This is a genomic window from Pseudoalteromonas sp. ABE4_541 (genome assembly GCF_056312285.1).
Window position 1 is genome coordinate 24,772 of sequence record NZ_JBSVEM010000019.1, and the last position, 23,876, is coordinate 48,647.

The following is a 23,876-nucleotide window of genomic DNA, read 5'->3' on the forward strand; positions in this document are numbered from 1 at the left end:
AACAAGGAAAATCTCATGCTAAAGAAATCCCTCATTACCTGTGCCATTGCAATGGCATTGGGTTTTGGCAATGCTGCGCTCGCTGCTGAACAGAACAAAAATACTCAAGGTACCATTCAATCAACTTTCCTAGTGGGTGCAGAACAAAATAAAGTAGAAATAACCCAGCAGTCGACTGGTACTTCCGGAAACGAGATAAACCTGACTCAAGCAGGCCAAACTAATGGTGCTCAGTTGACAGTCACTGGCGATGGTAACCAACTCGTCGGCGAGCAGTCGGGCAATAAAAACTTACAACTGGCAGAAATAACAGGCGACGCAAACCAAATCAGTAGCAATCAAACAGGTAATGATGCTGCGATGGACCTTAACATTAATGGCAGTGCCAACATGTTATCGCTATCACAGAGCGGCGATGCAGGCTCATTTGGTATTCAAAATGAAATCATTGTTAAAGCGCAAGGCGATGACAATAGTATTAATGTAACTCAAACCAGCGGTGGTCAATGGACTTTTATTCGCGATCTGCAAGGTAATAGCAACAATATTACTATTGAACAGGATGGTGAATGGGGCGAAGTCAGGCTACAAGAAGTGATTGGCGACGGTAATCAACTAGAGTTCCAACAAGATGGTTATTGGAATGTCGCAACTGTCGCTGAGCTTGAAGGTAACGACAACACCATAAAAGCGCGCCAAGAAGGCGATCAGAATAATATTCAATTGGACTTAATCCAAGGCAACTCAAACAATTTTGCGCTGACTCAACAAGGTAATGAAAATGGTGTTACCGTTGCGGAGTTTACTGGCGACAACAATACATTAAAATCAGCACAAGCAGGCGATAATAATAGCGTCAGCATCGATTTGGTGAACGGTAACAGTAACACCTTAGATTTCGAACAGACAGGCAATGGCAGTACTATCTCGTATGCTGTGGTTGAAGGAGATGGAAATTACCTTGGCATGGGCCAAGAAGGTGACAATAACACCTTCAAAAGCGGTCTTATTGTAGGTAACCAAAATAGTCAACTCACTGACCAAGTTGGTAACGATAACAGCATTGAAATGGACATGGTTGGCAATGGTAATACCATGGCGTCACTACAAATAGGTAACGAAAATAGCGCATATGTTGGTGCTATTGGTGACAGCAACACCCTTACAAGCCTGCAAATAGGCGATAAAAACTCAAGCCATATCGCAAACTTTAATGGCTCGGACAATAACTTCACCGTGTTTCAAAATGGTGATAGCAATGTCGCGCAGATCCAAAATTCATACCCTGATACGTCGTTAGACACTTCTTCCAATGACATTGTGTTAATGCAAACAGGCAACGAGAATGACGCCAGTGTCACGCTTAGCAATAGCGTTGCGAGCCAAGGTAACGATCTATCGCTCACGCAAGTGGGTAACCTCAATGCCATTGATTTAATGGTAGATGGTAGCAACAACAGCATAGATATCGCGCAAAATGGTGATATGAACATGGTAGTTGGTTTGAACCAAGGCGCATTTGAAGTTGTAGGCAGTGATTTATCACTCAATATTACGCAAACAGGTACTGGTAACTTAGTTGAAGGTGGCATGTCACAGTTAAATGGCGACGTGTCGATCACTCAGGTGGGAGACTACAATACCGCAACTGTCGTACAGCAGTAAGCCCATAAATGGCGTGCTACGCGCACGCCATATCATCCAGTTTTCATCAGCATATCCTATTTTTTAGCACTGAAGTCGAGCTGTTTTATGATGACGATATTAATCAGAACCATAGCATTAACCTTGTTACTCGCATTGAGTCCGATTGGCAAAGCGATGGAGATCAGTGGTTTTTTGTTAGATCAAAGTATCAGTCGCTCTGGACATGAGTTTTATCGTCAGCTCAGTATGCTTTGGCAGGATATTCCAAATACAGAAGGAGCGACCGTAACCATAAAAGAAACTCTCATTCCTAAAGCAGGCACTTCATTAACCGTGATTCTTAATAATAGAGTCATTTACGCCACCTATTTAGGTAGACGTTTAAAGCCTATTGACGATCAGGTAGAGCAAGCAGCATTAGTGCTTATCAAGGTACTTGCAAGCAACCGCTTCAGCAAGTTTAGTGATGACTTATCAAGCAGTGGTCTATAACTATGAAAAATATACTTTTAGTTTTTTTAGGGCTCAGTTTTGCATCTTATGCGAGCGAGTTAGTTTACACCCCCATTAACCCAAGTTTTGGCGGCAACCCGCTCAATGCCAGTATGTTGATGAATAAAGCACAAGCGCAAAATAAACACAAAGCGCATACTGAACCAAAGAGTTTCTCTGAAAAGATGCAAGAATCATTAGAACGTGCATTTATTAACCGCATTGTCAGAGAGATCACAGATGAAGTTTTTGGGGAAAGCTCTGATGACACCAACATATTTGATGGAGATTCCATGTTCGTCAGTGGTGACCACCAGATAAAAATGCTCACCAGCAATGCTGACAGTATAACAATTGAGATAACCAATCTTGTCTCGGGAGAAGTGACCACTATTGAAATACCGAGGTATGGCACCAATGACGCACCTTAAAATTATAATTATAACTATAAGTTTCATTATGTTAGGGGGCTGCTCACATTTAGCAAAAACGCTTCCACCCGATATTAAAACGGCTCAATCATTACCGCAAACGCCAACCTATGATGAACTCAAATCTTTGCCAACCCCCATGGGAAGTATCCCTGTCTCCGTCTATTCATTTCGTGATCAAACCGGCCAATATAAACCGATTGCCAATGTAAGCTCCTTCTCTACTGCGGTCACGCAAGGCGCGACGGCCATTTTAGTACAAGCTCTCAATGAGACAGATTGGTTTGTGCCCGTTGAACGAGAAGGCCTGCAAAACATTCTAACGGAGAGAAAGATTATCCGCGCGGCCAATGACAGCAACGGTGACGATAGCAAGCTACCACCGCTAAAAACGGCAAAAATAATCTTAGAAGGCGGTATCATCAGCTATGACTCTAACACTAAAACTGGGGGACTAGGTGCGGAGTACTTTGGTATTGGTACATCAGAGTTATATCGTGAAGATGTCATTTCCATTTACATGCGTGCTGTGGATGTCAGAACCGGTGTCGTATTAACCTCCGTTGCGACAACCAAAACCGTGTTAAGTTATGAAATGCGAGCAGGCTTCTTCAGATACGTCAGCTACAAACGCCTTGCAGAGGCCGAGGGGGGGTTTAGTGATAACGAACCAATGCATATTTGCGTTAAACAAGCCATTGAAAAAGCCCTTGTCGATTTAATTAATAGCGGCATTAATAAAGGCCTTTGGGCGGCTAAACCTACTCAGAATAAGAGCGATGTAAAGCATCAGGGAAAAACTGTCTCGCCCAATTAAGTAACTCAATGCGATTTCTTGAGTTAGTTTTTCTAAATGCGCTATACAAGTGTGTTTTTACCGTATGATCGCTAATATGCAATTTATTAGCGATCTCTTTATTTTGTGCGCCTTCAGCTATCAATTTAACAATGGTTTTTTCTCGCTTGGTTAAGCTTGAGGTCGCATCTTCTAACTTAGGTGTACATTTTGGCGCACTGAAAATAGCATGCTCGCACAGTAGCTCTGAAAAAGTGCTACTAATAATACTTCGGCGAAACCACAACTCACCTTCTTTTACCGCTTTAATTCCTTTGAGCTGCACGTCAGGTTCATCCTTTGCGTAAATAATGCCTTTGACTCCTGCGAGTAATGCTTGGCGCTCATCAACTTGTCCTTCTACCGCATTGAAAAGAATAATCGCTTTCTTTTTAGCCAGCACGGCGATATCAAATGACAATACCTCTTTCTCGCTATAACTACCAAGATCAATTAACACCAGATGATTATCAGGCAATTCTTGCAATATACTTTGGCTATGCGCACTGCTGCTCGACATACCTAAAAGCGTGAGTAAACTTTGCATAAAAGCAGTGTGTTTTGACGTTTGATTCGTAGTCGGTCGGGTTACGACCGTCGCGTTGATGATCTCTCTGCCCATTGTTATTCCCACTTTACTAGTTGACCGGAACACCCTTGTGCCCGACTTGTTCCCATGTGCTTTCAAGCTACACAAATCGCCCTTATATGTAAATATTATGTTTTATAATTAAATAAAAATGTTAAGCCAAAATAAAATAAAAACTTTCATATCAATATGATGTAACCAATAAAAAATTCACAATTAAAGCTTATTATTTAACATCTGATAGAACATACAATTTGAACAAACGAATAAACCCGTCAAAGTGGAAAAATAAATACAATTGCCGTTAAAGTTATATCGCTTGCTGCCGATTTCAAATCAATGCAAAAATTTTGGTTCTCTACCCGTAGCATGTCTAATTGTCGACATCACTATTAGTGTAGTAGTTCCTAGTTAGTTACAGGCCAAATTATGGGTATTGAATTTAATGTGATCATATTAAATATGATCGTTTTGAGCACCGCATACGGGCTCATCTACCCCTACTGTGCAAACACATTGAAAAAGATATCAGCGCAAGACATGGTGGGTGCTAGCATTTCTTTGTGCGTGGTGGGCTCAGTATTTCATGATAGTGACGTCAAGTTTAGTTTTGCTTTGTTTGATGTAAATTGGTTTTGGTTTACGTTGATCACGTACCTGCTTTTGCAGATCCCATTATTTGTTTGGTACGCAAAGCGTTACCACCTGCCTTTTTTGAAGTAATCCCCATGTTTAATAACAGTTAATCATTTTGCAGGATTAAATCTAACGAGCGAAAGCTTTTCTAGCCTCAAAATAGACCACCTTGTTAAGCGGACTGGAATAAAAAAATGCTGAGTGAAACTCGGCATTTTGCATCGTGGCTTATGGCCGATGTTTTACAGCCCAAAGGTGCAGTAACTCATGAGCGATGGTCGCTGCCGCGATTGCCGTAAGTTCACTTTGATCGTATGCAGGAGATACTTCAACCACATCCATACCCACCATATTGACACCTTGTAGTGCACGTAAAATCTTTAGTACTTTATCGCTGGTTAAGCCTCCACACACAGGAGTACCTGTGCCAGGCGCAAAAGCGGGATCTAAGCAGTCGATATCAAACGTGACATACACAGGTAAATCACCCACTGTATTTTTGATATGCTGAGCAATATACTCTGCGCTCAAATCATTTGCTTGCATCGCATCAATGACTGAAAACCCGTGTCCATCTTGTGTATATTCAGTTCTAATACCAATTTGTACAGAGTGCTCAGGGCTGAGTAAACCTTCCATTGGCGCATGATAAAACATCGTGCCATGATCATAACGCGAGCCTTGGCTATAAGTGTCTGTATGCGCATCAAAGTGTACCAAGGCCATCTTGCCATGCACCTTATGGTGCGCACGCAACAGAGGTAAGGTCACAAAGTGGTCACCACCTAAACCCAACAACGCTTTACCTTGAAGCACAATTTGCTGCGCAGCCAACTCAAGTTGCGCGGTAAAATACTCAGGGTCGCCAACAGGGTAAGTAAAGTCCCCCGCATCCGATACACTGATTTTATCCCATAGCGTAAATGTCCAAGGATACTTTTTACTTTCCCAAGCCAAATGGACTGATGCGCGGCGAATCGCATCTGGGCCCAAGCGCGCACCAGGTCGACCTGACGTTGCTAAGTCAAACGGCAACCCTAATACCACCACATCACTATCAATATTGGTCATATCTTTAACCATGGGCTGACGTAAAAACGTCATCCCATTTGAGTATAATGAGTGATCGGTGTGATCAAACAACTGGCTCATTTATTAAACATCTTCCAAATAAGTGTAACCATCTAAACCTTGTTCCAATTCAGCCAAGCAAATTGCTTGTTCATTTTCTGGCAGCTTACTTTTAACTAACTTTGCAAAATTACTCTTAAACTGAGCAACATCTAAATGCACATAGCGCATCATATCTGCTACCGTGTCACCACAGTCAACATCACTCAGATGCAACATGCCATCATTGTCCAGTGTTGCCATCACACTATGCGTGTCACCAAATAGGTTATGCATATCACCTAAAATTTCTTGATAAGCACCGACTAAAAAGAACCCGAGCAAATAGGGCTTGTCGTTATGAAACTCAGGCACAGGTAATGTACTTTCAATACCTTGACCATCCACATAATGCTCAATCGTGCCATCTGAATCACAGGTTATATCAAGTAGCACCGCACGCTTTTTCGGCGCTTCAGTCAGTCCACTCAGGGGTAATACAGGGAATACCAGCTCAATGCCCCAAGCATCCGGCAATGACTGAAACAAAGAAAAATTCACAAAGAACTTATCCGCTAACTTTGCACTCAATTCATCAATAATAGGGCGATGAAAGCGGTTTTTGTTGTCCATGCGTTGATTCAGCTCATAGCATACGCGCAAGTTTATTTGTTCAGCCCACGCCCTTTGCTCTAGGTTTAATAAGCCCATTGCAAATTGGCTATGTACTTCTGCTAAATCACTTTGCGTGTCATGATAAATTTCTATTAATGCACGGTCATCGCTTTGTCCACTCAATGCTTGCCATGACGTCCACATATTATGTAGCAGTCTTGGCGCTTCATTACTTGGTGCAACAACTACCTCGGGCTGATAACTTTCAGTCCCGATCACATCTGTTACCAGCACAGCATGGTGCGCGGTCAAAGCACGCCCAGACTCAGAAATAATTCTAGGCATCGGCTGTTCGTATTGCTTACATGTATCGCCAATTGTGTACACAATATTATTGGCATATTCGGCCAAGCTATAGTTCATCGAGTTATGTGACTGGCTGCGCGTGCCATCATAATCAACTGCTAAACCGCCACCCACGTCTAAACACTGTAAATTAGCGCCTAAACGACGTAATTCACAATAAAACCTTGCCGCTTCGCCTACACCCAGTCTGACATCGCGGATATTGGCCATTTGCGAGCCAAGATGAAAGTGCACTAACTGCAATGCACTTAACATCTGGGCCTGCTCTAGTTGGTTTATCACCGTCAACACTTGCGACGCCGACAAACCAAACTTAGACTTTTCACCACCACTGGCTTGCCATTTGCCTTTACCTTGCGACGCTAAACGAACACGTAGCCCTAATCTGGGTGTAACGTTTAACGCTTTCGCTTGCTCTAATACAATGTCTAACTCAGAACGTTTTTCCAACACGATATAAACTTGGTGGCCCAGTTTTTCACCAAGTAATGCCAAACGAACATACTCTTTGTCTTTGTAACCATTACACACGATCACCGCTGATGTTTGCTCGCTTAATGCAAGCACTGTTAATAGCTCGGCTTTACTACCCGCTTCAAGCCCTAATTGCTTTTGCTCTTTACCAATCTGGCTTGCGATCAATCCTTCAACCACTTCTTTTTGCTGGTTCACTTTGATTGGATAAACTAACAAATAATCTTTTGGATATTGATAGTCAGTAATCGTTTGGTTAAATGCATCACAAATACTGTTTACGCGTTGACTCAGTATTTGAGGAAAACGCACTAAAGCTGGCAAGGTGTAACCTTGCGATTTAATTTTCTGAGCAATTTCAACTAAGGTAACAGCGTGCTCAGGCTGCGCGAGTTTAGGGGTTGCAGTAACCTCTCCTTGATCATTGATGCCATAAAAGCCTTGGCTCCAATGGCGCACGTTGTAACATTCACGCGCTAGTTCAGAGGAGGTGGTATTGGTCATTAAAGTTCCTTAAAGTAAATAAAATAGTGGGGTCTTTATTTTGCGCATTAGAAATAAATTATGGGTATGTGTCTAACGAAATAAATTACTCTTTAAGATTAGAAAACTTACTTAACCTCGGTAAATTTTTGGCATGAAAAAGGCACCTTTTTTTTGGTGCCTTGGTTTCATTAACTTTATTACTTAGGAGCATCAAATTATCTTACTCAGGAAAGTAAGATAATCGGAATTCTTTAGATTTCGGCGTGGTGCCAAAGGCTGTCTACAATTTCACTAAATGTGTTTGCTTGCTTAACTTGGTTAAGGGGATAGCCCACCATCCGACTCATATCAATTAAATCAAAATATCCGCATATACATTTGGGCGCTTGACTTACCACCAGCAAATATTCTTGACTGGCATTTTCCATACTTTGTATCACATCCCCCACTCGGGCATTACGCATGGCTAGCTCACCAATGCTGTTCAAGGAAGATAGTGGGATCATGACATCTCGCACCGTTAGATCAGCACGATTCACACCTGTTTTAGCCGAAATTTTCAACACATAGCTGCTGGTTAATCTCGCTTTAGAGATAACACCTAACATGTTATTTTTTTCATCAACAACAAAGCTCGTACGCATGTGTGTTTGCTGCATGATCAGCAGCGCATCATCGAGGCTTGTGCGTTCGTCTACTAATTGCGGTGGCACTTGATGGAAACCATGCATAACACTGCTTGCAGGGCTATCAAGCGAAACCGTAACACAGCTATCAAGTGATGTGTTAAAACGTGTATTTAGCGCAGCCGACTGGCTACGAAGAGTATGATATTTAGACATAACTGCACCTTTGTATTCATAAACTGACAATAAAAAACTTTGATTTTTTTAGATAAGTTTATAAAACAGGTGGTGCGCGAATACTTAAGTGAAATGATGTAGAATCATAAATGAGCGAAGCATCTTTCGCTATAGGCTCAAAGGCAACAACATCAAAGTTGTATGTTGCTGCATTTATGATCAAGCCTTGAGGATCATGGTCTATTGAATCAGAGTCAATAAATACCGATTGTTGCTGCTCATAGTGGTCTTGTACTTTTGCATAGCTCATTGGCGCGCTTGTTACCGACAGGAACAGCACACACAAACAAGATATAACAAACCACTTACTCAGACGCATTGGATCTCCAAAAAGTTAGGTACAATAAAATTAAGTACCTAACTTCAGTGTATGGGCATGTTGCACATTTATCAAGTGTTAAAGCTTTATCTCTAAATGCTCGTCTTTTGCTCGGCTCACTAACAACTGCTCAACGCGTACGCCTTCGATGTCAATTGCCTCAAACTTGAAACCTGCACAAAAAATATGATCAGCGCGCTTTGGCAAACGCTTTAAGCGATAAATCAAAAAACCAGCAACCGTTTCATATTGATTGGCTTCTGGTACATCATCCCAACCTAAAACCTTGCATAGATCGACCATAGGCGTACTGCCATCCACCAGCCAAGATTCGTTATCACGCTGTACAATTTGCTCTTCGCCATGTACCGTAACCAAGTCACCCATAAAGCTCGTCATGAGATCCTTGATGGTAACAATGCCCACAATCAAGGCATATTCGTTCACCACTACAGCAAACTGCCCACTGGTTGTTTTAAACGCATTAAGCGCTTCTGAAAGCGTCAGTGTTTCTGGTAGGTAAAACACTTCTTTTTCGATGATCTGATCACTCAAGTGAACCGCTTCACCGCGCAGCAATTGCTGTAAAATTTGCTTGGTGTCAACGTAGCCTAATAATTTGTCTAAGTGCCCATCAACCACCAAAAAATGGTTATGTGGATTGGCCAGAATTTTTTGATTGATGGTTTCGCTATCATCATCAATATCAAAATAAACGATAGATTCACGTGTGGTCATAGCCATAGGCAAGGTTCGGCACTCTAGATCCAAGACATTGCCAATGAGTTGGTACTCTTGCGCCTGCAAACTTCCGCTTTTTGCACCTGCGTCCATAATCGCTACGATTTCTTCTGTGGTTACTTCATCTTTACGCTCAGTCGGTAATGCGAGTAATTTTAATACTAAATTTGTAACGCCATTAAAAAATGCCACCAACGGTTTGAACGCTAGCGTTACCCCATTCATCAACCCCACAATTCTCACTGCCACGGCTTCTGGCATCAGCATAGCAATCCGTTTAGGTAATAAATCAGCAAATAAAATGAATAGTGAAGTGATAACTAAAAACGAGATGACAAAGCTGATCTGCCCAAGCATCGGCCCTTGATAAATCATGCCAACATATTCGCTTACTTGCTCTGTCAGCGCTTGTTCGCCAAGAATGCCGCCTAATATGGCTATCGCATTTAACGCTATCTGGATCATGGCAAAAAAAGCACCGGGATTAGCTTGCAGTTTTAACACTTGCTCCGCACTATGATTGCCCTCGTCTACCATGATTTTAAGCTTAATTTTACGCGCAGCCGCAATGGCTATTTCTGACATAGCAAACAATGCACTGATCAAAATTAAACACACAATACCAAGCAATTCGGTCACTCAATTTCTCCAATAGAAAACGGTTTAGGCTTTTCAAAAATAACAAAAAGTGAGCAATTGTAGCCTAACCCTCTTAGTAAGCAATAAATATAAACCACTAAATTTCAATTAGTTATAAAATAAATTAAGCACCACTTTGCAATATCCCCCTGACTTGCAATTTATTCGTAATAGTTTGTTACTTCTTTGGGTTTATTCGTTATAAGAGCCAGCTTATACTGTGATCATTGCAATATTTTCGAAAGAGGTTTTTTGTGCAACTAGGCCGAGGCTTTGAATATTTTTTATCGGGGTTTTCACTTATCACCCAAAAAGGATTAAAACGCTTTGTTTTTATTCCTCTTTTTATCAATGTTTTACTTTTCGGAAGCTCATTGTTCTTTCTTGTCGATTGGCTAACTCAAGGCTTTGATTACATGAACTCACTGTTACCAAGCTGGTTAAGCTGGCTTGAGTGGTTAATGTGGCCTATTGCCATTTTGGTCATTCTTTTCAGCTACAGTATGGTATTTACCGTTATTACCAACTTTATTGCGGCACCGTTTAACGGCTTGCTGAGCGAAAAAGTAGAAATGCACTTAACAGGCCAAAAGATCAATGATGATGGGTTTGCAGATCTTATCAAGGATGTACCAAGAATGCTTGGCAGAGAATGGACCAAACTGTGCTACTACCTACCTCGTGCTATTGGCTTTTTTATCTTGTTATGGATCTTACCTGTTATTGGTCAAGTGCTATGGGTGTTATTCACCTGCTGGATGTATAACGTTCAATATAATGACTATCCGTTTGACAATCATAAAATTCACTTTAAACAAATGAAAGAAGACTTAAGGTCTAAGCAAGGTTTATCATACGGCTTTGGCTTTGCTGTCTTTTTATTAACGTCTATTCCAATTGTTAACCTCATTGTAATGCCCGTCGCAGTGTGCGGCGCAACCCGTTTATGGGTGGATAACTACCGTTCAAATTACCGCTAGAACGAGACAATTCACAAGTTAGAGCTGTTAACCTAAAACAGCTCTAACCTCTTAAATGTCATAGCCTTATAATATTTCCGTCATTTTCCGCTGTTAACGTTTGTTTTCCTTTTATAAACAGACGAAGTACTGACATGAAGTTTAAATTATTACTCTCTATGACTGCGCTACTGGCGCTTAGCGGCTGTGATGACGACACCGAAATAAAAGAAGTCACCAAAGAAGTCGTTGTTGAAAAACCCATTACCGTGGTCGAAAAAGTAGAAGTGCCAGTGATTGTGGAAGTTGCCAAAGGCACAGTAAAAGACATTCAAATTGGTACCCGAGCACAATTTCTGGTTAATCAACTTGAATCTGGCACATTAAAAACCAAGCTAGAAGCCTGTCAGGACGGTCCGTTTTATAAAACTGATTTCTCTATTGGTCACCGCGGTGCACCAATGCAATATCCAGAGCATACTAAAGAGTCTTATGTCGCAGCAGCCAAAATGGGCGCAGGTATTCTTGAATGTGATGTGACCTTTACCAAAGACAAAGAGCTAGTGTGTCGTCACTCTCAATGTGACTTACATACCACAACCAATATTCTTGCCATTCCAGAGCTTGCGGCCAAATGTTCAGAACCATTCACACCTGCTGACAAAGCATCCGGCACCCCAGCCAGTGCAAAATGCTGTACATCTGACATCACACTAGCTGAGTTCAAACAACTAAAAGGCAAAATGGACGGTGCAAACTCGCTTGCTAGCACCGTCGATGAATACCTAGCTGGCACCGCAAATTGGCGTACAGATTTATACTCAAGCCAAGGGACTTTATTAACACACAAAGAAAGCATCGAGCTATTCAAATCACTTAACGTCAAAATGACACCCGAGCTTAAATCAGCCAGCGTTGATATGCCATTTGATGGTATGACACAGCAGATGTACGCACAAAAAATGATTGATGAATACAAAGCAGCCGGTGTCGATGCAAGCAAGGTATTTGCTCAGTCATTTAATCTTGATGATGTTAAATACTGGATTGGTAACGAAGCTGAGTTTGGTACACAAGCGGTTTACCTTGACGACCGCTATGATGTTGCTGGTTTTAACCCAAACAATCCTGATACTTGGCAGCCAACTATGACTGAGCTGAGCAATGATGGCGTGAAAATCATCGCTCCCCCCTTGTGGATGCTGGTCACTTTGGATAATGACAACAACATCGTACCTTCCGCGTACGCAAAAGCCGCCAAAGAAGCGGGGTTGAAAATCATCACTTGGACATTAGAGCGCTCTGGGCAACTTGCAACAGGTGGTGGTTGGTATTATCAGTCAATTAAAGATGCAATTGATAGTGATGCTGATGCTTTAGTATTACTGGATGTGTTGGCAAAGGAGGTGGGCGTTATAGGTGTATTCAGCGACTGGCCTGCAACAACTACTTTCTATGCTAGTTGTATGGGCATGACACCGAGTATTTAACCGTATTTTACTGGTAAGGGCCGTAATTGGCCCTTACTCAAATATATCTTTTAAATTTGTTTCGCTTGGCACCTATCGTCCGACTTTTTCGCTGCCAGACTGGGAGATAACAGCTCCACAAATTGCCATGCGCTGGAGTAATCCACATAATCAGTTCTTTCAACAATATGGCGACCATTAATTTTTAACACCATCACAAGTTCAATGGTACCGGTATAAGATTTCGTCGGGTAATTCAAAGCAACCGCGCACGTTGTCACTACCGAGTCAATGTTAGCAATCACAAACGGCGGTTCAACCAACATTCTAGTGACTTTGTTTTTTACCTCTAACACACCATATTCTTTGCCCACCTTTTCAAAAAAGTCGGCGATGTTATCACCCCCTTTTATATCCCACATGGGACCGAATTGAGCAGATGTTGGGTCTTTAAAGTGCGTGTTTGCGGTATAAAAAGTACGTTGCTTTTTATAATCATTATCGAGTGTTGCAATATATTCAGTGGCTATCGTTGCTACATTGTGTTTTCCTGAAGTCTGTTGTTCATCACCATATGCGATGTTCGATAATAAACATACACTTGTCGCTATTATACATAGACATTTCATTCTTTTCGTTCTCTTAAACAATAATTATTATTAGATGAGTGAAAGCACGTAAGAAATTTTTAATGCAGCCAGTGTCAGATTGAATCCCTCTCAATAATTAAGGATTACTGCGGATAAGAATAACCTACCTGATCATCTCACGGATCTGCGTATATCTCCCGCTCTCTTTGAGACGCTGTAACGCGAAGTTAAAACTATCTCGTAGCTGTTCATCACGGAAGCCTGCGTAAAACCATAACGGATTGCTTTTAACAGGTAACAAAACTTTCCCCCAGTTCCAATTCGCATAGCTTGCTTTCCCCTCTCTGAGCCGCATTAAATGCCAACTCAATAAGGTATCATCAATCAAAATAACTTCACATTTGCCCGCCAGCCAATCGATGACTTGTTCTTGCTGCTTTGGGTACTCAAAATAATCTGCCTTGCCGACAAACGCTTGTGGCAACGAAAGATGCTCACGGGCATTTTGCCACGCACACACGCTGTAATTTTGTAATTGGGCAATAGTCGTTAGTTTAAATTTGGGATCATGGCTATGAACAGCGTAGTTACTGTATGAGATAAAGGGCATAGAATAAAATAGCGTGCTACTCGTTTTTTGTACTTCAATAGCAATGTCCACTTTACCTTTAGTCAACAAACGTTCCATACGTTTATTAGACACGTATACAGGCTTGTAACTCCATTTCAGTAACTTGGCGACATTATCAAATAATTCTATGCTGATCCCTGACTGACTTCCCTCATCAACATAAGGTGGACGACTTTGGCCGAATGCGACAAGCAAAGGGTCGTCTTCTGAAGCACTACAAGGTAAAAAAACACTCAGTAAGAGAGTCACCCATATCAACTTCGCTAATTTACATCGAATAGAAATAACCGACCCCTTACTGAATACAACTGTTTAATATTTTAGCACAGACAAACACGTTACGTTGTCAGCGGGCAGTCTAACAAAGGGCTTAAGCATCTGCGATCAATTCTTGGATGATGTAGTTGATGTATTTAATTGCTTTGAGACAACTAAGCCTGAGATAAAACTTCGAAGACTCAACCTATCGCCAATTTGTGCATCTATTAAGCAGGTTTTCAAGCGCGCTCATTTTAAATGGCTTACCCAAATGACCGTTCATACCCGCCACAGTGTATTTGTCAATTTCCGTCTCCATCACATTGGCGGTCAGCGCAATAATATTGAGCGACTCGGGTGAGTATATTTGCCGGATCGCCTTTGTTGCCTCTACCCCATCCATGATAGGCATTTGAATATCCATCAGTACTAGGTCAAAGCTCCCTTTGTGCTCAATGACCGTATCCACAGCTTCGCGGCCATTCACAACCGTGGTGACTTCTACGCCCAAATCATTCAACATTTTTAGGGCAACAATTCTATTTATCTCATTATCCTCCACTAAAAGGACTTTGCACTTATTTGGTCGCGGTCCATTCAAATCTTCTTGCACAGTTTGGCTGGCAACTTTGCCATGCTCGTCCTGATGCAGAGTGCCATTTAACGCATCCATTAAATCTTTTTTTAGTAACGGCTTAGACAATACTGGATAGTCAACGTAATGATTTATGAGCGTATCAGGATGGGCAGTATAAATAACCACCTGATTAGGCAATCTTGATGCTCCCCGCAAGTCTTCCAACAATCTATCTGCTTCGCAATCAGGTAATACCCAGTCAAGTAAAAGCACATCAAATGATTTAGCTGCTAGTAACTCTTTCGCACAAGCACCACTCAATGCTCCAGTTACCTTATATCCAATTGAATTTGCAATGCTCGTACTTATCTCCATGTAAATTGGGTCATCTTCTACGATGAGTATTGAACCCTGCTCCTTGATTGTTCCCTTATGACTATCATCCTCTCCCACTTGTAGCGGCAACTTAACGGTAAACGCAGACCCTTTTGCATATTCACTCTCGACGGTGATCTCCCCACCCATTAACTCTGTGAGTAATTTACAAATCGTCAACCCCAAACCAGTTCCGCCATATTTTCGTGTTGTTGAGGATTCCCCTTGCGTAAAGCGGTCAAACAGCTGTGTTATCCTTGATGAGTCAATGCCAATCCCTGTATCTATTACGGATATTTCTAGCCACTCAAAGTCGGGGTCGTTTATATGGGGAATTGTAGTGATCTTCAGTGTAACTGAACCGTTTTGTGTAAACTTCACTGCATTTGACATTAAGTTCAGTAATATCTGACCAATTCGCACTGAATCCCCCAAGTAGAAGGTTTTTAATTGCGGGTCTATATCAAAAACGAGCTTAATGCCTTTGGAATTTGCGAGTGGGGAAATTAAAGAGCGCACATTATCTAGTAACTCTTCAAACTGAAAGTTGGCCCGCTCTATGTGCAATTTTTTCGATTCAATTTTCGAAAAGTCTAAAATATCATTGATGATTGTTGTTAGTGCATTTGCAGAAAAACGAATTTTCTCAAGGTAGTTTCTTTGTGTTACCGAAAGCGATGTTAAGAGCAATATATCTGTCAGTCCAACGATACCATTCATGGGCGTTCTTATTTCATGGGACATATTGGATAAGAACATAGACTTGGTTTCTGACGCCTGTGTTGCCGCCTGATTCGCACGTTTGAGCTCCAGCATTAGCCTTAACATGGCGACAATCACTAATGCAAAAATCAAGACAAGAGATAAAAGTATGTACTTGGTGACATGCCAGTATTCCTCGTCGATGGATTGATTCAGCGACTGTATTTCTTGCAAAATAGTACGAGATAGCGAGTTTTCTCGAATAGGTTGTAGCAGACTTGATGCATCGCTCGCATTGGCAATAATAAACTCAATATGTAAGCGCATAACCCTAACCTTCGGCATTTGCTTTTCTATCCTTTCCAACTCTTTTAGTTGTTCATTTAATTGTGCTGTTACCGCATTGATTGTGGATGCTGAGTTTGTCACTTGTAGGTTAGATACTAAGGCTGCGCTATGATCGAAAGTTTTACCATATGTGCTGTAAATGTTATGACTGTTCACACTTTGCTTGGCAACATACCGGAACGACGTTTTTAGCATTGAAGCTAATTGCATATAGGTATCTACTGCAATCTCAAACTGGGCCATTTGTTGGTTCATGCTGTCGCTGATAAAACCTTGCTCATTCAGTTGACGGGCAATTCGCTTATACTCGAGTTGTTTTTGCGCGTGTTTATCAAAATGATAGACGTTTTGGTCTATGGCAGACATCGTTTCCAATGATAACTCCGTAGCAAAACGGTTCAGTTGTGTTTTGAGTTGTAATTGTGTTTGTAGTGCACCCAATCGAAAATAATGATCAATGGCTTGATTGCCAAAAAACCAAACCAATGCCAGTAGTGCCACTTCTATTATATATTTCACTCTTTTAATGACCTCGGAAGCTTCCCTTCAAATGACTGAAACAACGCTTTGATATCTGCGACATCTTCGTCTTTTAAATTCAGGCCCAGCTGCCCTTTTGCCATGATCCGAATCGCATCAGACAACTCATCGACCGAGCCATTATGAAAATACGGCGCTGTTAGAGTTACATTGCGTAGACTGGGCACTTTAAACACATGCTTATCTTGCTCGTTTTTTGTTTGATTATATCGGCCCAGATCTGCCAATAAAAAAGCGGGAACGGCATCTAAGCGGCCTATTTTTTGATATAAGTTCCCCCCTATATTTTGACCTTGATGACAAGTGACACAGCCAAAATCGATAAACTTTTTGTAACCACGCTTTTGTTGCTCCGTCAATGCACTTTCATCACCGAGCAAATAGCTATCAATGGGGGTATCTTCCGACACCAGTGATTCTTCAAATAGTACGATGGCCTTAACAATATTTTGGGTTGTGATCCCATCATTTGAAAGCCGATCAAAAGTGCTTACAAAGCCAGACTGTGTTTTTAGCTTTTTAATCACTTCATTCCAATTAGTCCCCATTTCGATGGGATTATGAATCGGCCCGTGCACTTGCTCAGAGAGATTGGCACTACGCCCGTCCCAAAATTGTCGAAAATTAAACACCGCATTGATCACAGTAGGAGAATTACGCTCGCCTAACTGCTGTTTAATACCTAAAGAGACCGGAAATCCATCTTCACCTCCGTGATAAAGGTCATGACAAGAGGCACAAGACACGGAGTTATCTGCCGATAAAAGGGGACTTTTGAATAGTGCTTTACCTAGTTGCACCCATTGCTCATCATAGCTTGCCAGTTTAGGCAGAGGCTGAATAGCAGCATCAACATCTCGCGCTATAAACGTTGTGGCCGCAAAGTTGCCACCTTGGTTAATATCCGGCCCGCTTGCTAAGGAGTCAATTGATTTAAACTGCACCACGAAGCTAATCAAAATGCCGGACAATGCGCTTAAAACAATCAATGCATATTTAAAGCCCATAAGCACGTCCATGCCCAAATTCAGACTGAGTTTGACATTGAGTATAGTCGTTCAGCGGGAAGACAAAAAAAACAAGCCAGCAATGCTGGCTTGTTTATGAATTTTACCCGATTTATTTAGAATTAGTTTGTCGAGATGATTTTGTACCCTTTCTTTACATACTCTTCCACCTCATCCTCGAACTTTTTATCCGACAGCGTTTTCCCAAACCCAACTCCGGTCCACTTTCCTTCCAAACGAACTCTATCTCCTTGTGCGTTTTCTAAGATAGCCAGTTTGCGATTGGTTTTCGTTCGCACACTAACTTTACTCCAAACACTAGATAAAGTTTCTCTTAGTAACTCAAGCATTGAACGCTCTTTCATCTAAAATCCTTTAACTAATTGATCGATAGTTACTAGCATTTGCTCTTCTATATCAGCGACATCAGCCGCACTAAAATAACTTTCATCATACTCGAAGTAAGCTTGTACGCTCAACTCATCTTGAGAAAGCGATACAAAAGCCTTGATAGGGTGGTGAAACCTATCTTTGGCATGCAAAACTTGCATGTTAAAGCCATCATCTGTTTGTCTGTCTTCTTTATTGTGAAAATGCACAAAATTAAAAGCCGCAACAGATATTTCAGTACAACCAGCCACATCTTCCAATGCGCCAATCGGATATGCGCCATGTAAGTCTAATGCTAATAGATAGTCATGCATACTTTTCAACTGAGCCGTACTTGATGTGACTTGCGTGTTCAGTACAACTGGGCATAAATGCCAAAACAATCCTACACCACACAATGGGTCCGACAGCGCACTGCTTCTACCGTTAGTCACAACATCAACCGCAACGCCCTGGTCTCCCATACATGTTTGTATTGCGTGTGCATAAGCGTAAAGAAATACAGCACGCAATGTGACTTGCTGAGATTGAGCACAAAGCTTGAGCTTTTCTAAGGGAACACGCTGGCCATCTACTAAATGACCTTGCACAATTTTGCCACTCACATCGCCTTTTCTCTTGAGCCTAAGTGGATTAAACCCAGCTAGCTTTTCTTGCCAAAAGGCTCGACTCGATTCAGATCGAGCTGATATACGATCCAAGGCAGAAAACTCACGACATACCTGACTGACTTCATACTCAGGAAGGGATTGTGAAAGCTTTAATGCCCGATAGCTACGGATAAGCTCGTTCATCATCGCAACAACCCCCCAACCATCATCAATAACGTGGTGGCTCGACATTAGAAAATACCAGTTAGAGTCACTGATACGATACAGTCCAAAACGAATCATTTCGTCATCTAGCTGCTCAAATTTAAAGCCAGTCTCCAACTCACGAGCAAAAACTTTTTCAAAATAGTCATGTCTTTGGGTTTCACTCAGGTCAGACAAATCTTCACGAGGCAGACTTACGTTAAGGTGTTTTTTCACACACTGCAGGTATCCCCACTTTTGCGATGGAATAAATGCCGTGCGATAAGTTGGGTTTTTGTGAATGAGGCGATTTAACGCGCTTTCAAAAAGATCGGGGTCAAAGTTAGGCTCGTCTATACCGTACAGATTCAAAGGGTGATAAATACCTTGCTTCTCTCCTGCTTTTTGATGTTGTTCAATCATAAAGCATTGCAACTGAGTTGCCGGATAAGCATCTTCAACAGAATCTGGCAGTGGATTTAAGTAATCCTCTGCTTGCCCCATCTCTTCAAATAAACTGTCGATATTCGCCTCGGTTTCCTGATTATTACTTAAAAAGTCAGCCAATTCGCGAATTGTTTGATGTTGAAAAACATCCTTTACCTCGAAGAATATATCGTGTTTTCGGGCTTTGAGTGACAGTTCAACCACACGTAACGAATCACCACCAATCGAAAAATAGTTATCTGATACACCAATAGGAGCGGTTTTTAGCGTTTGCTCATACAATGAAACTAATAATGACTCCAACTCAGTTTCAGGTGCAACATAAGTACTATTTTTTAGGTTTTCTATGGTTGGCTTGGGTAGCGTTCTTTTGTCTACTTTTGCGTTCGCAGTCAAAGGAATTGTATTCAAATAAGTAAACGCTGAAGGAACCATATATTGCGGTAATTGCTTTCCAAGTACATCGCGCAATCGGCTTGTTAACTCGCTGTGCTCATATTCATCATTTTGCAGTACGACATAAGCTGCTAGGTATTTATTGTTAGGCTCATCCTCTCGCACAATAACAACATTGTCTTTTACTTCAGGAAGCTTCATTAAACACGCTTCAATTTCTTCCAACTCGATTCTGAATCCTCGCAACTTGACCTGTTGATCGGCCCTACCAACATACTCCACATTACCGTCTGGACGCGCTTTACCAAGATCTCCTGTTTTACATAACAACTGCCCATCAATAAATGGACTAGGCACAAATTTCGAACGAGTCAGCTCAGGGGCATTATAATAACCCATCGCTAATCCCGCGCCTCCTATATAAATTTCACCAACCACACCGATAGGCTGGATATGCATATGCTCATCTAAAACGTATACTTGCGTATTGGCAATAGGCCCACCTATGGGTAAAACCTCAACTAGAGGGTCCTCAGGTCGGTAGTGGTAAATCATAGAGTCGCAGCAAGCTTCCGTTTGACCGTATAAATGGATCAGTGGCAAATTGTATGCTTTCCATTGTTTTAAACGCTCAGGATTAATGATTTCGCCACCAACAATCACCAGACGTAAACTATCTGGTGGGGTCATGCCTCGCTCGTAAAGTTCATTCACCCATTGTTGCCAATGCGCGGTATTAAGGTTGACACAAGTAACCTTATAACGGTCCATAACTTGCTGTAGGTCCAATGCTGAAATAAGTGGAGTTTCTTCTTTTAGAACCGCAGTAGCACCAATAAACAGCGGAGGAATGACTTCTTCAAAGAAAACATCAAAGCTAATTGAAGCAAGTTGCATCATGCGATCACATGATTGTAAATTCGACTCTTCAATTAAGGAGAAAGAAAAGTTCACTAAGCTCCTGTGACTGACCTGTACACCTTTTGGTTGACCCGTTGAACCCGATGTAAACAACAAATATGCGGCTTGTTCTGCATCAACCTCAGGAAGCGTTAACGATTGAGTTTCGAGTGTAGATTGAACCAATGACTCAACATAAACAACTGGTCCTGAATATTCGTCAAGGGTTATGCTTATGTTTTTACTTGTCAGTAGTACTTGAAGGTCAGCTTTACTACAAATAAGTGACAGACGCTGGCTCGGGTAACCTGGATCCAACGGCACGTATACTGCTCCGACCTTAAAAATAGCTAAAATTGACACTATTAGCTCGGTACAAGGCGCTAGACAGACACCAACGCACTGCCCAGGCTTCACCCCTTGAGCGAGTAATGTATGAGCTAGATCATCAGATAACCGAGATAATGCTTCATATGTGAGTTCAGTGTCTTTATGCATCACAGCAATTGCATTTGGAGTACGCTGAGCCTGAGCTTCAAATAAGTTATGAATTGCAGTGTCTAGAGGGTAATCTCGTGCCGATTGGTTCCATTGAACAACCTGTAATCTTGTTTCGTCATCACTTAACAGTGGCACAGCATCCAAGTTCAATTCACTTTGCTCTAAAACGCGATGAATCAAGGTGTTCATATGATCCGCCATACGCTCTATCGTTTCTAAATCGAATAAGTCCGTATTGTATTCCCACAGCGCATGAAGTGAATCTGCAGAGTCTCTAATATCTAGGCACAAATCAAACTTAGAATTATTGTTTGATTGCATCAAAGAATCGACTTCTAAACCTGCTAGTTCAATACCCCCTTCACTACGCGCACTCAAGCTAAAGAAAACTTGAAAGATGGGACTGTAAGCCGCCGCTCGTTCTGGATTCAGTTCATCTACCAACATTTCAAATGGTAGCGCTTGATGTTCATAAGCATCTAACGCTGTTTTTCTCACTCTCTTTAATAACTCAGTGAAATTTGGTGTGCCAGACAAATCCACTCTTAAAGCCAAGGTGTTGATAAATAAACCAATAATATTCTCAAGTTCAGGTTCACTTCGCCCTGCAACAGGCGTACCGATCACAAGATCTTGATCTCCACTATAGCGATAAAGAATGGCAGCGTAAAAAGACAACATAGTCATAAACAGTGTAGTGCCACTGTTGCTTGATAAAGCACGCAAACGCTCGGCAGTCGTGCCGTCAATTTCAAAAACGTAGGTGTTACCATTAAATGTCTGTGCTTTCGGCCTAGGCCTATCGAGTGGCAGGTTATGCTGTGGTGGAATGTCGTGCAGCTGCTTAGTCCAATAATTAACAAGTTCTTCTTTTTGCTCGCCCTGCAACTGAGCATGCTGCCAATGAGCGTAGTCCGCATACTGAATATCCAGCTCAGGCAATGTAGCTTGTTCATCCACAAGCGATAAGTTATAAAGCTCACCCAGTTCTTTGAGCAACACGCCCATTGACCAGCCATCCGTTGCAATGTGATGCAAGGTAACAAACAAAAGATATTCACCAGCACAAAGGGTAACTAACTTAACTCTGATCATTAAATCTTTTTCTAGATCAAATCCAACACTGCGCTCTTGAATGGCTATTTGCTGCGCTGATGATTCCCTTTCTTGTTCGCTTTTGTCACTCAAATCTATGTGTTCAAATAGACCATCTAATGATTCTCGCAAAGATGCGTTGACCTTGTCTTGCTGACGTACATAAACAGTACGTAAACTGTGATGACGCATTGCAATTGCCTGAAAGGTCGACTCTAAAATATCTATCTTGAGGTCTCCTTTTAAACGCAGTGCAAATGGCACGTTATAAAGATCACTAGAATCGTCAATGTGATCTAAAAACCACATTCGATTTTGCCCATATGATAAAGTGATTTGAGATTCATCAGGTCGCTTTGTCAAACTTGCGGGCGAATGTTCACTTGCATTGTTATTTAGCCATTCAATTAAATTTTGTTTTTGCGCCTTTAAGGTATCGGCTAACGCCTTATCCAAAGCGCCTTTCGGTGCCTTTACCTTCAATGAGCCATTGTCCAGCTCAAGCTTGATACCTTTCGTTTTTAAAATTTCAGTTAACTCTAATACACCCATTTTTATTCCATTACTTTATTCGTTACATTATGCAAAAGCCGCCAAAACGATGTTGAGGCGGCCTACAACACTTTAAATTTTATGACTTTTTAGTACTTTTCGTTCTTTTATGCTTTTCCGTAACGATTCGGTGATTAAGATGCGTCTTAACCAACGGTCTTGGCCATCAAATTTGGCACTAAATGCTTCTCGACCATGAGTAACTCGGTGGTTATTGAAAAAGATAATGTCTGACTCTTGCAGTGCACATTGACTGTAATCACTGTTGATAACTTCTTCGAGCCACTCTAGCGCTTGCTTTGCTTTATCGTTTAGTGGGCGCATAAAATGAGGGTCAAAACTCAGATATGGCGAGCTTTCATCACCCCAAAGAACTGAAGATATGAGCGGTTGGTTCTCAAGATTAGCCATTGTGTTGTCATCATCAGCTAATCCTTGGTTGTGAGAAACATCGACCAAAAACTCATAATTAGGCTTAAAAAGCTCTTTGTAATAGGGATGGTTCTTGTGTTGTGCCAATCGGCGTACACTCCATAACTTGGTATTCACACCTTCTTCATTGCGCAAACAATAAAGGCAAATGTAATCAGGCATACAAGGGTGAAAACAATCTTCATTATGCCAAGCTAAGGTTGTGGCACTGCTGCTGCCAACTTGTTCGTTCTCCATACCTTTGATCGGTATAAGATCATTGATAAAGTTACCAAACTGCTGAGATTTCCAACTAAAGATGTAGCCTAAGATAGACGATAGGATCACGGACGCAAAATCGATACCCGTGGCTTTATTATTAGGTTGCACCACTTGCCAATGTTCAGGCGTTTCCATATTTGTGAATTCCCCCTTGGGAAATCCTCTTAAGATCAAGACATCCTGCTCGTCTTCCCGATATTTTAAGTCACGAATTGCATTTTTAATGCTTGCTGGAATGCGCTCAACATACTTGTAGGCATCCCGAATATAGTTATCGCATTCTGCAGACGCATGATCGGCCTTGACGTCTTGTATGATTTTTCTAATTGTTTTAATTTCGCTTTCAGATAACGTTACTATAGTTTCCATACGTTCCTTCCAATTTAGTCTCTAAATTCTTTATTTGGGC

Annotated in this window: 20 protein-coding genes; 7 read left to right on the top strand and 13 right to left on the bottom strand. The window is 41.6% G+C overall.

Going from position 1 to position 23,876, the window contains the following annotated elements; all coding sequences use genetic code 11:
- Positions 1–15 precede the first annotated feature (15 nt).
- The 4 genes from ACW689_RS16855 (at position 16) to ACW689_RS16870 (ending at position 3,387) form a co-directional block, all read left to right on the top strand.
- Entirely contained in the window at positions 16–1,665 is a 1,650-nt protein-coding gene (locus ACW689_RS16855; protein WP_476293154.1) for a hypothetical protein, read from the top strand.
- 87 nt (positions 1,666–1,752) lie between these two features.
- Positions 1,753–2,139: a CsgE family curli-type amyloid fiber assembly protein gene (locus tag ACW689_RS16860; RefSeq protein WP_476293155.1), complete on the top strand. Its 387-nt coding sequence runs from the start codon at positions 1,753–1,755 to the stop codon at positions 2,137–2,139.
- Positions 2,140–2,141: 2 nt separating this feature from the next.
- Positions 2,142–2,570, top strand: coding sequence for a curli assembly protein CsgF (locus ACW689_RS16865; RefSeq protein WP_476293157.1), 429 nt, complete (start codon positions 2,142–2,144; stop codon positions 2,568–2,570).
- 28 nt (positions 2,571–2,598) lie between these two features.
- Positions 2,599–3,387, top strand: a complete 789-nt coding sequence (locus ACW689_RS16870; RefSeq protein ID WP_476293158.1) for a CsgG/HfaB family protein — start codon at positions 2,599–2,601, stop codon at positions 3,385–3,387.
- Here ACW689_RS16870 and ACW689_RS16875 read toward each other — a convergent pair.
- Complete coding sequence (locus ACW689_RS16875) at positions 3,332–4,027, bottom strand: helix-turn-helix transcriptional regulator (RefSeq protein WP_476293160.1); 696 nt, start codon at positions 4,025–4,027, stop codon at positions 3,332–3,334. The two genes, ACW689_RS16870 and ACW689_RS16875, sit on opposite strands and share 56 nt — an antisense overlap.
- Positions 4,028–4,423: 396 nt before the next feature.
- Here ACW689_RS16875 and ACW689_RS16880 point away from each other — a divergent pair, with 396 nt between their 5' ends.
- Complete coding sequence (locus ACW689_RS16880; RefSeq protein WP_476293162.1) at positions 4,424–4,717, top strand: hypothetical protein; 294 nt, start codon at positions 4,424–4,426, stop codon at positions 4,715–4,717.
- A 141-nt stretch (positions 4,718–4,858) separates the two neighbouring features.
- Here ACW689_RS16880 and speB read toward each other — a convergent pair whose 3' ends face one another.
- The 5 genes from speB to paeA all read right to left on the bottom strand — a co-directional run bounded on the left by speB (position 4,859) and on the right by paeA (position 10,243).
- Positions 4,859–5,782, bottom strand: coding sequence for an agmatinase (gene speB, locus ACW689_RS16885; RefSeq protein ID WP_476293163.1), 924 nt, complete (start codon positions 5,780–5,782; stop codon positions 4,859–4,861).
- A 3-nt stretch (positions 5,783–5,785) separates the two neighbouring features.
- Positions 5,786–7,699 (bottom strand): biosynthetic arginine decarboxylase, encoded by a 1,914-nt coding sequence (speA, locus tag ACW689_RS16890; protein WP_476293165.1) that lies wholly within the window; start codon positions 7,697–7,699, stop codon positions 5,786–5,788.
- Between the two features lie 233 nt (positions 7,700–7,932).
- Complete coding sequence (locus ACW689_RS16895; RefSeq protein ID WP_476293166.1) at positions 7,933–8,523, bottom strand: CBS domain-containing protein; 591 nt, start codon at positions 8,521–8,523, stop codon at positions 7,933–7,935.
- Between the two features lie 58 nt (positions 8,524–8,581).
- On the bottom strand, positions 8,582–8,863 hold the full coding sequence (locus ACW689_RS16900; RefSeq protein WP_476293167.1) for a hypothetical protein: 282 nt from the start codon (positions 8,861–8,863) through the stop codon (positions 8,582–8,584).
- A 78-nt stretch (positions 8,864–8,941) separates the two neighbouring features.
- Complete coding sequence (paeA, locus tag ACW689_RS16905; RefSeq protein WP_476293169.1) at positions 8,942–10,243, bottom strand: polyamine export protein PaeA; 1,302 nt, start codon at positions 10,241–10,243, stop codon at positions 8,942–8,944.
- 254 nt (positions 10,244–10,497) lie between these two features.
- Between paeA and cysZ the strand changes: the two genes are divergently transcribed.
- The gene (gene cysZ / locus ACW689_RS16910; RefSeq protein WP_476293171.1) at positions 10,498–11,223 is read left to right on the top strand and encodes a sulfate transporter CysZ; all 726 of its coding nucleotides are present in this window, start codon (positions 10,498–10,500) and stop codon (positions 11,221–11,223) included.
- Between the two features lie 134 nt (positions 11,224–11,357).
- A complete protein-coding gene (locus ACW689_RS16915) occupies positions 11,358–12,692 on the top strand; it encodes a glycerophosphodiester phosphodiesterase family protein (RefSeq protein WP_476293172.1) in 1,335 nt (444 codons plus the stop codon).
- A gap of 50 nt (positions 12,693–12,742) precedes the next feature.
- Here the strand turns inward: ACW689_RS16915 and ACW689_RS16920 are convergent, their stop codons facing one another.
- From ACW689_RS16920 to ACW689_RS16950, 7 genes are all read right to left on the bottom strand, one after another.
- Positions 12,743–13,300, bottom strand: coding sequence for a nuclear transport factor 2-like protein (locus ACW689_RS16920; RefSeq protein WP_476293173.1), 558 nt, complete (start codon positions 13,298–13,300; stop codon positions 12,743–12,745).
- A gap of 124 nt (positions 13,301–13,424) precedes the next feature.
- Positions 13,425–14,141, bottom strand: a complete 717-nt coding sequence (locus ACW689_RS16925) for a substrate-binding periplasmic protein (protein ID WP_476293174.1) — start codon at positions 14,139–14,141, stop codon at positions 13,425–13,427.
- A gap of 214 nt (positions 14,142–14,355) precedes the next feature.
- Positions 14,356–16,671: a response regulator gene (locus tag ACW689_RS16930; RefSeq protein ID WP_476293175.1), complete on the bottom strand. Its 2,316-nt coding sequence runs from the start codon at positions 16,669–16,671 to the stop codon at positions 14,356–14,358.
- Entirely contained in the window at positions 16,668–17,699 is a 1,032-nt protein-coding gene (locus ACW689_RS16935; RefSeq protein WP_476293176.1) for a cytochrome-c peroxidase, read from the bottom strand. Before ACW689_RS16935 ends, ACW689_RS16930 begins: the two co-directional genes overlap by 4 nt.
- Positions 17,700–17,821: 122 nt before the next feature.
- Entirely contained in the window at positions 17,822–18,064 is a 243-nt protein-coding gene (locus tag ACW689_RS16940; RefSeq protein WP_476293178.1) for a hypothetical protein, read from the bottom strand.
- Positions 18,065–22,774 (bottom strand): amino acid adenylation domain-containing protein, encoded by a 4,710-nt coding sequence (locus ACW689_RS16945; RefSeq protein ID WP_476293179.1) that lies wholly within the window; start codon positions 22,772–22,774, stop codon positions 18,065–18,067.
- A 72-nt stretch (positions 22,775–22,846) separates the two neighbouring features.
- Positions 22,847–23,836: a TauD/TfdA family dioxygenase gene (locus ACW689_RS16950; RefSeq protein ID WP_476293181.1), complete on the bottom strand. Its 990-nt coding sequence runs from the start codon at positions 23,834–23,836 to the stop codon at positions 22,847–22,849.
- Positions 23,837–23,876: the final 40 nt, after the last annotated feature.